The 13,928-nt window shown below is 61.3% G+C and carries 12 protein-coding genes; 11 read left to right on the top strand and 1 reads right to left on the bottom strand.

Annotation, left to right across the window (positions count from 1 at the left end; translation table 11 throughout):
- From Q0G18_RS00825 to accD, 7 genes are all read left to right on the top strand, one after another.
- A partial coding sequence (locus Q0G18_RS00825) for an S-layer homology domain-containing protein (protein WP_297148589.1) occupies window positions 1–192 on the top strand: 192 nt, incomplete at its 5' end.
- 694 nt (window positions 193–886) lie between these two features.
- Window positions 887–1,867 carry a nitronate monooxygenase gene (locus tag Q0G18_RS00820; protein WP_297148588.1) on the top strand — a complete coding sequence of 327 codons (981 nt, stop codon included), beginning with the start codon at window positions 887–889 and terminating at the stop codon, window positions 1,865–1,867.
- A gap of 26 nt (window positions 1,868–1,893) precedes the next feature.
- Window positions 1,894–2,826 carry an ACP S-malonyltransferase gene (gene fabD, locus Q0G18_RS00815; protein ID WP_297148586.1) on the top strand — a complete coding sequence of 311 codons (933 nt, stop codon included), beginning with the start codon at window positions 1,894–1,896 and terminating at the stop codon, window positions 2,824–2,826.
- A 36-nt stretch (window positions 2,827–2,862) separates the two neighbouring features.
- Window positions 2,863–3,627 (top strand): 3-oxoacyl-[acyl-carrier-protein] reductase, encoded by a 765-nt coding sequence (fabG, locus tag Q0G18_RS00810; protein ID WP_297148585.1) that lies wholly within the window; start codon window positions 2,863–2,865, stop codon window positions 3,625–3,627.
- Window positions 3,624–4,913: a beta-ketoacyl-ACP synthase II gene (gene fabF / locus Q0G18_RS00805; RefSeq protein WP_297148582.1), complete on the top strand. Its 1,290-nt coding sequence runs from the start codon at window positions 3,624–3,626 to the stop codon at window positions 4,911–4,913. Before fabG ends, fabF begins: the two co-directional genes overlap by 4 nt.
- A gap of 89 nt (window positions 4,914–5,002) precedes the next feature.
- Window positions 5,003–5,452, top strand: coding sequence for a 3-hydroxyacyl-ACP dehydratase FabZ (gene fabZ / locus Q0G18_RS00800; protein WP_297148579.1), 450 nt, complete (start codon window positions 5,003–5,005; stop codon window positions 5,450–5,452).
- Between the two features lie 40 nt (window positions 5,453–5,492).
- A complete protein-coding gene (gene accD, locus Q0G18_RS00795) occupies window positions 5,493–8,057 on the top strand; it encodes an acetyl-CoA carboxylase, carboxyltransferase subunit beta (protein WP_297148578.1) in 2,565 nt (854 codons plus the stop codon).
- A 27-nt stretch (window positions 8,058–8,084) separates the two neighbouring features.
- On the opposite strand, the gene Q0G18_RS00790 is transcribed toward accD, so the two are convergent.
- Entirely contained in the window at window positions 8,085–9,422 is a 1,338-nt protein-coding gene (locus Q0G18_RS00790) for a DNA-binding protein (protein WP_297148576.1), read from the bottom strand.
- A gap of 558 nt (window positions 9,423–9,980) precedes the next feature.
- Between Q0G18_RS00790 and Q0G18_RS00785 the strand changes: the two genes are divergently transcribed.
- The 4 genes from Q0G18_RS00785 (at window position 9,981) to Q0G18_RS00770 (ending at window position 13,804) form a co-directional block, all read left to right on the top strand.
- Window positions 9,981–10,271, top strand: coding sequence for a hypothetical protein (locus Q0G18_RS00785; protein ID WP_297148573.1), 291 nt, complete (start codon window positions 9,981–9,983; stop codon window positions 10,269–10,271).
- Between the two features lie 63 nt (window positions 10,272–10,334).
- Window positions 10,335–11,774 (top strand): DASS family sodium-coupled anion symporter, encoded by a 1,440-nt coding sequence (locus Q0G18_RS00780; protein ID WP_297148571.1) that lies wholly within the window; start codon window positions 10,335–10,337, stop codon window positions 11,772–11,774.
- A 130-nt stretch (window positions 11,775–11,904) separates the two neighbouring features.
- Window positions 11,905–12,840 (top strand): MBL fold metallo-hydrolase, encoded by a 936-nt coding sequence (locus tag Q0G18_RS00775; RefSeq protein WP_297148569.1) that lies wholly within the window; start codon window positions 11,905–11,907, stop codon window positions 12,838–12,840.
- Between the two features lie 49 nt (window positions 12,841–12,889).
- Window positions 12,890–13,804, top strand: a complete 915-nt coding sequence (locus tag Q0G18_RS00770) for a LysR family transcriptional regulator (RefSeq protein WP_297148567.1) — start codon at window positions 12,890–12,892, stop codon at window positions 13,802–13,804.
- Window positions 13,805–13,928 lie beyond the last annotated feature (124 nt).

Genomic DNA, 13,928 nt, shown 5'->3' with positions numbered 1-13,928 from the left:
CTGTCCGCCTTCGTGGACGGCGCCGACGCGAGCGAGTGGTCCGCCCCCTACCTCAAGTGGGCCGCCGACAAGGGGCTCGTCGAGGGCTACGACGAGCCTGCCGGCAAGCGCCTCGCCCCCGGCGAGAACGCATCCCGCGAGCGCGCGGCGACCGTGCTCATGCGCGCCTTCTACCTGGGCGTTTTGAAATAAGATGACCATCTGGCGCCGCTGGATCCCCGGCGGCGCCTCTGCGCCCGCGCGCGTTTTGGCTGGGCGCTTCGTGTCCGGTGGCGCCTCTGATCCGCCGCCTTCGAGCGTACGGGCGGCTATCCTCGCTGGCAGCTGTGACGACATCGTTGGCGGCGATGATGCCAGCGAGCCCTTCCGAGCAGAGTTTCTCATTTCTGCCAGAATCGCCACGTTTCGCTGTACTCTTTCGAAAACGCTGAGGGGAAAACGCCCGGGTGCCAAGGGATCCTTCGCCAAGGATGCCTGCAAAGGGAACGTGTCTCCTCGCGTCAAACCTGCCCTCACTTAGCGAGGGCGCTTCTTCTTCCGCCATATATCTCCCCACTTGGCGGGGATTTCTCTTTGCGTCCCCTCTCTTCCCGCTTGGTGAGGGGCGTCTCTTTATGGCGTATATCTCCCTATGCGACATATCTCCCCAAATTCGAGAATAATGTGGAGTAAAATTGAATCATCATGAACGTTATTTATACACCTGTAAGCAAGTGTGAAAGCAAGTCGGCCTTTGCGGCCACGCAGGCCGTTCTTCTCGTGAAGGGGTCGCATGGCGCTTGCATTCAAATGGGCTCAAATTTACCATGAACTGCTGACGCAAAGAATCGAACTGCCGCATCCAAGCGGCTTCGAACTGGGATATCCCCAGTTTTGGAAAGGAATTTTGAACGTGAAAACTCGTGTTACCGAACTCCTGGGCATTGAGGTGCCTATCATTCAGGGTGCCATGGCGCGCATCGCGGACGCGAGCCTTGCGGGCGCAGTTAGCGAAGCGGGCGGCCTTGGCATCATCGCCTGCGGTGGCGCGCCGCTCGACTGGGTGCGCGACCAGGTGGAAGCCGCGCGCAAGATCACGTCGAAGCCGCTTGGCGCGAACGTGATGCTCATGGATCCCAATGCCGCCGAGCTCGCGAAGCTGCTCGTCGACCTGGAGATCGACGTGGTCACCACGGGCGCCGGCAGCCCTGCGAACTATATGGAGATGTGGAAGGCTGCGGGCATCAAGGTCATCCCCGTCGTCGCATCGACCGCCCTCGCGGTCCGCATGGAGCGCCTTGGCGCCGACGCCGTCGTGGCGGAGGGCACCGAATCGGGCGGCCATGTGGGGGAACTCACCACGATGGCGCTCTTGCCTTCGGTGACTGACGCGGTGTCCATCCCCGTCATCGGTGCAGGCGGCATCGCCGACGGTCGCGGCATCGCCGCCGCGTTCGCGCTCGGCGCCGAGGGCGTGCAGATGGGCACGCGCTTCCTCACGGTGGACGAGTGCACCGTGGCCGACGCGTACAAGGAGAAGATTCTCTCCGCGAAGGATTCCGACACGATCGTTACCGGCCGCGGGTCGGGCCATCCGGTGCGTTGCCTCAAGAACAAATTCGCCCGCTCGGTGAAAAAGCTCGAGGGCGACCTTGCGAAGAACGGCGACGAGCTCGAGCGTATGTACGTGGGCTCGCTGCGCCGCGCTGTAGAGGGCGATGTGGACAACGGCACTATCATGTCCGGCCAGATCGCAGTCGTGGTGCATGAGCGCAAGAGCGCGAAAGAAGTCATTTCCGAGCTTATGAGCGAGGCGGAAGCGCTCGGCGGGTGCACCCTCCAGCAGATGGCGGACGCGAATGCCGAGCGCCATCGCTTGGGCTTGTAGTCACGGTGGAGGAAGGTATCGATCGCATGAACCCCGTATTCCTATTCTCCGGCCAAGGGTCGCAAAAGCCCGGCATGGGCGTCGACCTGATGAGCGTCCCCGAGGTGGCTTCGTCGTTCGAGTGCGCTTCTGACGTGCTCGGTTACGACCTCGCCGACCTGGTGGCAACGGCTTCCCCCGAAAAGCTCAACGACACGCGCTACGCGCAGCCTGCGCTTTGCGTGCTCTCGGTCGGCATAGCTCGCGCCCTCATGGCTCGCGGCGTGGTGCCGGCAGCCGTGCTCGGCTTCTCGCTCGGTCAGGTGTCCGCGCTCGCCGTCTCCGGCATGCTCTCCGAAGAGGAAACCTACCGCTTCGTGAAGGCGCGTGCCGAATTCATGGCCGAGGCCGCAAGCGCCCATATGGGCGCCATGAGCGCGCTGCTCAAGGCCGACGACGAAGCCGTCCGCGCCGTGTGCGAGTCGTGCGCTCAGGGCGACGTGCTCGTGCCTGCGAACTATAACAGCCCAGGTCAGATTGTCATCTCGGGCACGCCTGATGCCGTTGCGCGCGCAGAAGAGGCGTGGGCCGCCGAGGGCAGACGTTTCGCGCGTCTTGCCACATCGGGCGCCTTCCACAGCCCGCTTATGGCCGACGCGGCCGAAAAGCTCGCCGAGTACCTGGCGGGAGTCGAGTTCAGCGAGCCTGCCATCCCTCTTATCTGCAATGTCGATGCGTCGCCGCTTTCCGCCGCCTGTGCCCGCGAGCATCTCGCGGAGCACCTTACGCACCCGGTCCGCTTCCAGCAAAGCGTCGAGGCGCTTGAGGAGCAGGGCCACACAACGTTTTGGGAAGTCGGTTTCGGCGGCGTTCTCGAGAACCTCGTCAAGCGAATCGACCGCAAGGCATCTCGGACCTGCGTGCAGGATCTGGCGAGCTTTGACGCAGCGCTCGAATCGCTTGAGTCCGACGCAAGCTAAAACACCCGTCCATTAGTTGGGAAGTGAGCAAAACCCATGACTGAACAGGTTAAACCCGAGCGCAAAGGAGCGCTCGTCACCGGATCGAGCCGCGGCATCGGCCGCGCGATCGCGCTTTCGCTCGCCGAGGCGGGCATGAACGTGTGCGTGAACTGCTCGAGCGAGAGAAGTCTTCCTGCCGCGCAGGAGCTCGCCGCGCAGATTTCGGCCACCTACGGCGTGAAGTCGCTCGCCCTTGTGGCGAACGTCGCGTCGGCCGAAGAGGCGCAGACGCTCGTGGAATCCGCGCACGCCGCTTTCGGGCGGCTCGACGTCCTCGTGAACAACGCGGGCATCACGCGTGACGGGCTCGTGGCGCGCATGAAGGAAGAAGACTTCGACGCGGTGATCGACGTGAACCTGAAGGGCACGTTCAACTGCTGCAAGGCCGTCGCGAAGATCATGATGAAACAACGCTCGGGCCGCATCGTCAACATGTCGAGCGTCGTGGGCGTGGCGGGCAACGCCGGGCAGGCGAACTACGCGGCGTCGAAGGCGGGCGTTATCGGTATCACGAAGTCACTTTCCCGCGAGCTTGCGGCGCGCAACGTCACGGTGAACGCCGTGGCGCCCGGGTTCATCGAGACCGACATGACCGACGCGCTTTCCGACAAGCAGCGCGAGGCGATTTCCTCGCGCATCGCATGCGGGCGCCTCGGCAGGCCCGAGGACGTGGCGAGTCTAGTGAAATTCCTGGCCAGTGACGAGGCTGGCTACATTACCGGTCAGGTTATCTGCATCGACGGAGGTATGGCGCTATGAGCGAGGCAACCGTGAACACCAAGCGACCCGACGGATCGAACCGCGTCGTGATTACCGGCATGGGCGCGATCACGCCCGCGGGCGTCGGCGTGGAGGCGCTGTGGAAGGCGGTCATGGGCCGCGAGTGCTGTATCCGCCCCATCGAGCGCTTCGACACGACCGACTACGAGGTCCACAATGCCGGCGAGATCCGCGGCTTCGACGCCACCGAGCACGGCCTCACGAAGAAGGAGTCGCGCCGCTTCGAGCGCTTCGTGCAGTACGCGATCGTTGCCTCCGACGAAGCTATCGCGCAGGCAGGCCTTTCCATGGAGGACGAGGACCCCTCGCGCGTGTCCGTCGTCTTCGGTAGCGGCATCGGCGGGATCGACGAGCTCGAGAGCGGCTTCAAGACGCTGTTCGAGAAGGGGCCTAAGCGTGTGAGCCCGCTGTTCGTGCCCACGATGATCGGCAATATCGCCGCAGGCAACCTGGCGATTCGCTACGGTATGAAGGGCGAGTGCATCAACGTCGTCACCGCGTGCGCGACGGGCGCCCACTGCATCGGGCAGGCCGTGCGCGACATCCGCCACGGCTACACCGACGTGGCGCTTGCGGGCGGCGCGGAGGAAAGCGTGAACCCCATCTGCATCGCGGGCTTCGCGAACCTCGGCGCTCTTTCGCGCGAGGAGGACCCCCTGCGCGCTTCCCGTCCGTTCGACCTCAACCGCGAGGGCTTCGTCGCCGGCGAGGGCGCGGGCGCGGTTATCCTGGAGTCGCTCGAGCACGCCCTGGCGCGCGGCGCGAAGCCCTTAGCGGAAATCACCGGCTTCGGCTCGACGGGCGACGCCTACCACATGACAGCCCCCGATCCAGAGGGGGAAGGTGTGGTCCGCGCGATGCGCATCGCGCTTGAGGAAGGCGGGTTTACCGCTGCTGACCTGGGACATTTCAACGCGCACGGCACAGGCACGCATGCCAACGAACTCACCGAGTCCAAGGCGCTGCGCGCGCTGTGCGGCGAAGAGGCGGGCACGAAGGTTCCCGTGTGCTCGGTCAAGGGCACGACGGGCCATACGCTCGGCGCGGCAGGCGCGGTCGAGGCGATCGTCACGGCGCTTTCCGTCGCGAACGATTGCGTGCCGCCGACGGCCGGCTTCGAAACGTCCGACCCGGAGGCTCCCGCCAACGTGCTTACCGAGCCCCTTGAGAACTACAAGCAGAAGGTGGCGCTGTCGAACTCGCTCGGCTTCGGCGGGCACAATGCCTGCCTGGCGATCTCGCCGTACGAGGTTGCGGCGGAATAGGGGCGCTCGCTGCTCGCGCATTTGCGAACCGCGAGCAGCGCTGCCTCGAGCTTGCGGCCCGCGCTTGCGAAAGAGAAAGGTTCTTCTTGATGGATATTCAGTTCCCTTGCGGTCGCGAGGACATCGAGCGGGTGCTCCCGCATCGCGACCCCTTCGTGTGGATGACGCGCGTGGTGGAATGCACGCCGGGCACCTCGATCACGGCCGAGCTCGACGTCGACCCCGACCTGCCGCTGTTTCGCGGCCACTTCCCGACGCACCCGGTGCTGCCGGGCGTCATCATCATGGAGGCGCTCGCGCAAGCCGCCTCGTTCTGCGCGCTCGTCGATCGCGCGGACGAAGGCGTGCTCGGCTTCTTCGCGGGCATCGACAAGGCGAAGTTTCGCAACCAGGTGCTGCCGGGCGACGTGCTCACCCTTTCGGCGACGATCGTGAAGTCTTCGAGCCGCATGGTCGTGGCCGACGTCGAGGCGCGCGTCGGGGATAAGGTGTGCGCCACGGCGACGCAGAAGTACGTGCTCGCACGTTCCGAGGAATAGCTCGATTTCCAGGGAAAACAGGTAGTCAAAGAGGGTTGGCATGAAGATCGCAAAGCAAGGGTATGTGACGTTTAACGCAGACGGGGCGTTCGCTCCCACAGCCTTGACGTCGGAGCAGGGGAAGGCGGCGGCGCCTGAGGCGGGCGTGGCGTATCGCCTCTCGCGGATTGCCGAGGAGGCGGCGGCCGAGGGCGCGCTCGCTCCGAACGCCGTCGACGCGGCCGATTCGTCGGGGTACAACGTCGTTCCCTCGGGCGACGCGAGTGCGTACTCCCCGGTCGACGCTAAGGAAGACGAAGATGCCCGCCCTCGCGTGCTGCTCATGTCGCGCGGCCGCATGGCCAGGCAATATGTGCAGGCTGCCATCGACGCTGGCTTCTCGGTGTGGCTGCCTTATACCACCGACAAGCGCTTCGAGCCTTATCTGCGCCAGGCGGCGGGCACGGTGTGCCTGGGCGAGAAGTACTCCGACGCCCTGTTCTGCAACGCCCATGCCGTGCTCGATGCGGCCAAGGAATGCGGCGCGGGCACGTTGCTCCTGTGCGATGAGTCGCAGCCGCTCGGCGAGGTCGACGGCTTCCTTTCGCGTGCTATCTCGCGCGGCGTGAACGTCTTCCGCCCGCTGAAGAACGACACCCCGGCGCTCGGCTGGGTGCTGTGCACCACGGAGAAGGCGGCGCCTGCGGTCGACAAGTGGCGCGCGTGCCCCCATTGCGGGCTGAAATTCGCCGAGGAAAGCCTCGCCGCCTCGCACTACGTGTGCCCGACGTGCGGCGGCTATTTCCGCATGACCTCCGACGAGCGCATCGCCGACCTGCTCGACTCCGGCAGCTTCGAGGAATGGGACGCCCATATGCCCGAACCCGACCCGCTCGAGTTCCCGGGTTACACCGAGAAGCTGGCGGCGCTGCGTGAGAAAACGGGCCTTGACGAGGGCATCCGCACCGGTGCAGGCCGTATTGCCGGCATCCGCACGGCGTTCGCGGTCATGGAATCCACCTTCCTCATGGGGTCGATGGGCACGGCCGTCGGCGAGAAGATGGCGCGCCTTGTGCGCCGTGCGGCCGACGAGGGACTGCCCGTTGTGGCGTTCACCGCCTCGGGCGGCGCGCGCATGCAGGAGGGCTTGGCGTCGCTCATGCAGATGGCGAAGGTATCCTGCGCGCTTTCGCGTCTGGCCGAGCGCGGCCTGCCCTACATCTCGGTCATCACCGACCCGACGACGGGCGGCGTCACCGCGTCGTTCGCCATGCAGGGCGACATCATCCTCGCGGAGCCCCATGCGCTCATTGGCTTCGCGGGTCAGCGCGTGATTCGCGACACCATCAAGCAAGAGCTTCCCAAAGGCTTCCAGACCGCCGAGTTCGCGCTCGCGCACGGGCTCATCGACGCCGTCGTGTCGCGCTCTGATCTGCGTGCGACGCTCGCGCAGCTGCTCGCGCTCCATTACGCGACGCACGTGCAGGGCGAGCCGGTCGCGGGCGAGGAGCGCATGATCGTCACGTACGATTCGGTGAAGTCGAACCTCGAGCACGGCACCGACACCTACAACAAGGTGACGTACGGTCTGCTCCCCGTCGACGAGGGGCTGCTGCGCGACGATGGGGAAGACGACTCGCTTTCCCTGTCGCTCGCCGAGACCGTCTTCGGGTGGTTCGGGGGCAAGACGAAGCAGCTCGAGCGCGAGGCCGACCGCCGCCGCGCCGCCGCCGACGCGCATGCGGGCAACATCTCGGACGAGAAGATCGCCACGTGCGCGCCCACCGCGGGAGCGCCTGCCGCCGAGCCCGCTGCCGATGCGCAGGCCGCTTCGGGCGCGCAAACCTCGAGCGCATGGGAAAGCGTGCAGCTCGCGCGCAATGTGCACAGGCCCACGTCGCGCTACTACATCGATCGTATCGTCGACGGGTTCATCGAGCTCCACGGCGATCGCGGGTTCGGCGACGACGGTGCGATCGTCGCGGGCGTCGGCTGGATCGGCAACCAGGCGGTCACGGTGATCGCCGAGGAAAAGGGCTGCGACTTGAAGGATCGCATCAAGCGCAATTTCGGTTGCCCGCAGCCGGAGGGGTACCGCAAGAGCCTGCGCCTCATGCGCGAGGCCGAGAAGTTCGGGCGCCCCATCGTGTGCTTCGTCGACACGCAGGGCGCGTTCTGCGGCATGGAGGCCGAGGAGCGCGGGCAGGGAAACGCCATCGCCGACAACCTGCTCGCCATGGCGGGCATGAAGGTTCCTATCGTAAGCGTGCTTCTGGGCGAGGGCGGCTCGGGCGGTGCGCTCGCGCTCGCCGTTGCGAACCGCGTCGCCATGCAGGAGCATGCGGTGTACTCCGTGCTGTCGCCCGAGGGCTTCGCGTCCATCTTGTGGAAGGACCGCACGCGTGCCCCCGAGGCCGCTGCCGTCATGAAGATGAGCGCCGCCGAGGCGCACGGCATGGGCATCGTCGACGACGTGCTCTCCGAAGGGCCCGCCCCTGCGCACGAGAACCCTGATGCGGCAGTCGACGTGGTGCGCGACTACGTGCGCCGCGAGCTTGCCGAGCTGGCAACCGTTCCTGCCGATGACCTGGTAGAACAACGCCGCGCTCGCTTCGAGGCGTTCTAAGGCGCGTAAAGACTCGCCGGCGTCGCGCTAGCTCCACTCCGCGATGTTGACCATTCTGTCGACCCTCCATTCGAGCGCGGCTTCGATGGAGGGAAGCCTCGATGCAAGCGCTTCGTTTTTTGACAGGATGCCGAGGGCCTCATCAACGAACCCTTCTAGCTTGCTTCTGCTGAACCAGCTCATGTCTTGAACGAGAAGCATCTGCTTCGCGGGGCTTGCGTAGAACTGCTTGCTTTCGAAACTGTGCTCGCCGGCGACAAGCTGCGACGTTGGGATATTGCACCAAAGAGACGAGCCGGAGTCGAATATCGGCGCCGGGCGGCATTCGAGGGTCTCCACGTTCCTGATGATTCCAAAATTGCGATGATGCCGGTCGTGATTGGCGATAACGTCGTCGCACACGATCATGCGGTCGAGAGAGCTCACCGCCCCGGAGGCCCCAAGCGCTTCGCAGCACGCGAGGTAGTGCTCGTAATCGTTTAAACGAGCATCGCGTTCGAGGTGTCGTTCAACGTAAAGAGCGGGGACGAACTCTTCCTCGTCGGTTAGGAAGTTCGCGCAGCGGCTCAACGCGGTCGCTCCCTCTCCCTCGATACCGTATGGGACGTAGTCGCCGCGTTTGAGGAGGCGCCTGTGCAGCGCGGTCGCCACCACTTCATTGTATGGCTCCTGACCATATTGCGTGCCGCCCTTCAGAAGGAGTCGCTTTCCGTTGCGGCAAACCCAGCGTTTTTCCAGATTTCCATCGGAAGTGTTGTCGGGCTTTGCTGCGGTGGTCTTGCCATCGACGACGAACTCGGCTGTGATGAGCGAAACCTGGTTGAAGTCATTGTTGAAGAAGTTGACGTCTTCCCATGCAAGTGCCGAGCCGATTGGGCGAATCCAATAGTGATCGGACAAGGAAAGCCCGAGGTTTCGTTGGATGAGCTCTTGGGGGAGCGCGACCCCTGCCTCGTTAAGGAGCGCGTCCAGCCGATGCCTCGTTTGGGGAATTCCCCTTCCTCGCCACCAGGAATTGAAGTTAGCGAGCATGTTGCCGGTGTCGTTGAGCAGACCGATTGGAGCGCGCGCCTCGTCGACGTCGGAGCTCATATAGGTGAACTCTTTGCGTCGACTGTCGTAAATGACCTGCGCGATCTCGTGCCCCCTGTTCATGAGCGCGAATTCGGTTTCGCTTTTCCCTCGGCCTCGCGCCGGCCGGCCGCCTTTTTTGCTGACGGTGCCGATTCTCTCCTTGATGGAATCTTCGCTGATGAGCCAAACACCTGACACCTTTTGCGCTTCGATGGCGCCATCGCGGACGAGCGCTTGAACCCTTCGATTGCTAACGCCGAGCAGTTGTGCGGCTTGATGCGTCGTGAGCATGGCGCCTCCTTGAATCCAGCTTTGAATTTGGGAACATTCTAACAAAACTGTTCGCTAAAACGAATAGTTAAAACAATTTTCAAACATTAAAAACCATACGCTCAAACGAATAGGTTTTTTGTTCCAATTTTGAAGGGGGACCTTTTCGCCGATGGATAGCTCTCCGTTCAGTCGGTTATCATGACGCGATTTGTTCCTGAAGCGGGAAAGCGTGTTGTGGTCGCCTTCCTCGCACTTGTAAATGCGGCACAGAACAGTCTTGTAGTTCGAACCGAAGCCCGACAAAGTTTGCGCATTCTTCGGCATGCCTGGATTGAAAAGCCATGCGGGTGGTCCCACGCCTGCTCAACCATTGCGCCGTCAACCGACCGCGCATCTTTCCTTTTTGGAAACGGCGCTTCCATATGCGAAACGCCGTTTCGCGCTCTGCTGAATAAACTGAGAAACGCGTTTACGGTGCCGTGCAGCAAGAGGGGCTGCTGATTGCACCGTGAAGACGGGGCTTGAAGCGAGTGCGCGGATTTCGACATACTGCACGCGCATCTGAACGGGGGAAAGATGGACTCTTCTATTGCGACGTATCTTGTGGTTGCGGCGTTCGTTGTGATTCTCAGCATCAGCTACATCCGCTTCAAAAAACGCGAAGAGGACGGCATTTTACAGCAGCCGAATACCGATATCAAGCAAACCATGTCCGAAGTGAGGGATTATTTCGGGCTCGATCCCAAACAGGGGAAGAAAAGCGCAATCGATGCGTTTGACCTGGCTCCGATGCAGATTCTCACTGAGATGTCGGGCCAGTCAGGCAATAGGAAGCCAGCTAGATCAAAAAGGGGGAGGAAAAGGTGATGGGATCGAGCATTCTCTAGTAAGGAAATCAAAACTCATAATCGATTACGAAAGGGGAGAAGAATGAGCAACGAAAAAGCCGCCAAGAAACCGGCGGCGAAAAAAGGGTTTACCAAGCGCCTTATCGGCCTGATCCTCGGCATCATTGCGCTCGCGGTGTGCGCATTCGTGCCGGCTACTGCTGATTTGTCCCATGAGGCGATCATGTCCCTTGGCATTCTTTTGCTTGCGATCATCTTCTGGATTTGCGATACGTTGCCCGCGGGCGTGACTGGCCTTCTAGGTGCTATCCTTCTGTGCGTTTTGGGCGTTGTTCCCAAATTCGCCGATGCGTGGAGCGGTTTCACGTCTGCCACGGTTTGGTTCATCTTCGGCGTGTTCGTGATGACCGCTATCATGATTAAGACGTCCCTTGGACGCCGTTTGGTTACCGCTCTTGTGTCGAAGGCGGGAACGAAGGCGAAGTCGGTCGTCCTGGCGTACATGATCGCGACCGCCATTGTGTCCATGTTCATGACCGACACCGGTGCCGTCGCAGTCGGCATGGCGCTCGCCCTGCCGTTCTTGAAGGCAATCAATGCCAAGGAAAACAAGCCCAACCTCGGCCGCTGCCTTGCCATGGGCATTGCGTTCGCCGCTATTATCGGCGGTTTCATCACTCCGTTTGGTCATTCGCTCAACATCCTGTGCGCTGGCCTTCTGACCTCCACTTACGGTTTGAGCATCGGGTTCTTCGAGTGGTTCGTCCCCGGCCTTATCATCGCGGTCGTCATGATTCCGGTGCTGTGGATTATCCTGTGCAAGGTGTTTCCGCCTGAGTCGCTGACCGAAGAAGAGGCGGCTCTCATCGCGAAGAAGGATGACGAGCCCATGAGCGCGCTCGACATCAAGTCGCTTATCTACATGATCGTGCTGGTCGTTGGCTTCATTGCCGGCAACTGGGTGCCGATCCTCACCAACGTCAACGTGATCATCGTCATGCTCGCCATCGCGTTCGTTCCCGGTATCGATATCCTCAATTGGAAGGAATTCGAGTCTGCAGAAGGCTGGGGCGTCATCCTCATGGTCGGCGGCGTTATGTGCATGGCGAACGCCTGTGCATCGACTGGTGTTGCAGCTTACCTGGTGAACCTCTTCCTTTCCAGCGGAATCCTTGGCATGAACACGCTGGTCGCGCTCATCATCATCATGGCCGTCGCGTACGTCATCCATACCTTCGTGCCGGCAGCGCCTGCACTGTGCGCGCTGTTCGTGCCGCCGGTCATGGGCTTCTGCGTTGCGGCAGGCGTCTCGCCCGCAATCTTTGCGATGCTCATGGCTTCGGTCACGGCAGGCAGCTTCCTCATGCCGTTCAGCCCCCCGATGATGGTTTCCTACAGCGAGGGCTACTACACGACGACGGAGCTCACTCGCGCTGGATGGCTTTGCTCGGTCATCTACGTTCTCGTGGAAGTGCTGGTCATCTACTTCATCGGCGGCTTCATGCTCCCGCTTGCAGCTTAGTTAATGGCTCGATTCGATTCGAAAGCTTTTCAATGAGATTGTTGGAGTAGCCCAGCCGAGACGGCCGCAGTCACTGAAACTGCGGCCGTTTTTCTGAAACGTTATGAAAACGGATCGAGGGAGTGTTTTCATGCACTATAAAATCACGAACATCGAATACGGCATCGGCCCTTGGGGAAGCGAATTTATCTACGGTATGGTGGGAAACCCTCGCCCAGGTCAATCCGAGCAGAACGTACATTCGGTGACTCTCGTGCAGGGAGGCGGCCATAACATCCTCGTCGATACCGGCGTCGATACCGAAGACCTGGTGAAGAAGCAGTTGTGGGACGAACTGATCACGACGTGCCATGGGGTGGTGTGGGCTTTGGAGCAAGTGGATCTGACGCCCGAGGATATCGACATCGTCATCTTGACTCATGCCCATATCGACCACATCAGCGGCGTATGCCGGTTCCCGAACGCCCGGATTTACATCCAGCAGAAGGAATTCGAGTCGTGGGAGCGCATGGTCGGCGAACCCGAGTACGCGCAAGCCGTTCTTCCCGCTGCATTCGCGAGCGATTATCCGCCGATGCGGGCGATGGTCGACGAGGGGAGGCTCGTGCTGCTCAACGGGGACGTCGTCAACTTTTTGCCGGGAATCGACTTGCGTGTTTTCAACGACTGCCATTCCGTTGCCGAGCAGGTTGTGGTTGTGAAGGAAAGCCCGCGCGAGGCAGGAACGCAGACGAAGCCCGTTGTCGTCCATAACGAACAGGGCATTCGCGTTGTGTCAGGGGCTCTGGGGGCGGCGACCTCCGATACGTTCAAGAAGTACGTCATTGCGGGCGATATCGCCGTGCGGCCCGCAAATCTTGTGGGAATGGGCGAATGGAAGGGTTATCTTGCCCCGATTCTCGGTCGGTCGGGTTCGATGATCAAGGTTTTCGAGGCTTACGCATGGATTCTCGATCAGATCGAAGGCGATATGACGAGGCTCGTTCTTACTCACGATTGTACAATGAAGGACCGATTCGAAAGCCGCGAGACGGAAGACGGCCTGTTCGTCCATTACGTTTACTAGCGCTTTGGGGATAGTGCAGCGGATGCGTTTTGCTTGAGGGGGCAAAGCAATGAACATCGATTACTTGAAGGAATTTATCGATCTTTCTGAGACGTTCAGTTTCAGCGCGACGGCGCGTCGCTTCTATGTGAGCTCATCGGTTCTGAGCAAGCATATTTCCGCAATGGAAAAAGAACTTGCGGTGAAGCTTTTAAGGCGCGACAGCCATGGCGTTGAGCTGACGGCGTGCGGTGAGGTGTTCCTTGAAGAAGCGAGGGAAATCGTCAACTGCTGGGATCGTGCGGTCACGCGTCTCGAGATGGCTTCGAAGTCGTACAGAAGAGTTGTTCGCGTGGGATATCTTCGCAATGCGGCGCATCCGTTTATCGCCATGTTCTTGAAACGGTTGGCGAGGTGCAATCCCGATATCAAGGCGATTCCGATCTGCATGGAATACGGCGAGCTGTTCGACGCGATAGGCACGCGCAAGGTCGATTTCTCGTTCGGTCTCGATCCGAGTTTCGGCGATACCGCTCGCTGTGGTTCGATGCCGATGTACAAAGATCGGTTCGATGTGATCGTGGGCTCGAAGCATCCTTTGGCGGAGAAGAAGGGCGAGGGAATCCTCGTCGAGGATCTTAAACCCTTTCACTTGCTTCTCCCGAGCTCCGACAGGTATCCGGGGATGAGCGAGTATATTGCCAGCCTGCTTCCAGCGGACCATGAGGGAGAAATCGGACATTACGGAGACGTCGACTCGCTTTACTTGGGTGTCGAGCTTCAAAATGCCGTCGGTTTCTCTTCGGAGCACAATATGCCGATGTTCGGCGAACGCATCGATTTCATTCGAATCAATGACGAGAACACGGAATATTACGTAAGCGCGATTTGGAATAGGGATACCGAAGCTGAAGTCGTCGATCCGTGCATCGATGCTGCCCGGTACTGCACCGAGCGGCTGCAGGAGAAGGGCTATGTCATTTAGGCGTTCGAGGTAAGCGGGAATTCTTACCGATCGCATATGCGCGGGCGTCGTTTCCATTTTGGAAAGTACCTTTCCTTTAACGACGAACGCGCGCTTCGTGCGGTATCTATACTGATTACCAGGG

The organism is uncultured Ellagibacter sp. (assembly GCF_934636505.1).
Taxonomy (GTDB): Bacteria; Actinomycetota; Coriobacteriia; order Coriobacteriales; family Eggerthellaceae; genus Ellagibacter.
The sequence above is the reverse complement of the archived record's forward strand: the minus strand, read 5'-3'. Positions and strand labels throughout refer to the sequence as shown.

Coding starts and splice junctions, on each gene's coding strand:
- fabD (WP_297148586.1), top strand. CDS start 1,894: ATGAACCCCGTATTCCTATTCTCCGGCCAAGGGTCGCAAAAGCCCGGC.
- fabG (WP_297148585.1), top strand. CDS start 2,863: ATGACTGAACAGGTTAAACCCGAGCGCAAAGGAGCGCTCGTCACCGGA.
- fabF (WP_297148582.1), top strand. CDS start 3,624: ATGAGCGAGGCAACCGTGAACACCAAGCGACCCGACGGATCGAACCGC.
- fabZ (WP_297148579.1), top strand. CDS start 5,003: ATGGATATTCAGTTCCCTTGCGGTCGCGAGGACATCGAGCGGGTGCTC.
- accD (WP_297148578.1), top strand. CDS start 5,493: ATGAAGATCGCAAAGCAAGGGTATGTGACGTTTAACGCAGACGGGGCG.
- Q0G18_RS00790 (WP_297148576.1), bottom strand. CDS start 9,422: ATGCTCACGACGCATCAAGCCGCACAACTGCTCGGCGTTAGCAATCGA.
- Q0G18_RS00785 (WP_297148573.1), top strand. CDS start 9,981: ATGGACTCTTCTATTGCGACGTATCTTGTGGTTGCGGCGTTCGTTGTG.
- Q0G18_RS00780 (WP_297148571.1), top strand. CDS start 10,335: ATGAGCAACGAAAAAGCCGCCAAGAAACCGGCGGCGAAAAAAGGGTTT.
- Q0G18_RS00775 (WP_297148569.1), top strand. CDS start 11,905: ATGCACTATAAAATCACGAACATCGAATACGGCATCGGCCCTTGGGGA.
- Q0G18_RS00770 (WP_297148567.1), top strand. CDS start 12,890: ATGAACATCGATTACTTGAAGGAATTTATCGATCTTTCTGAGACGTTC.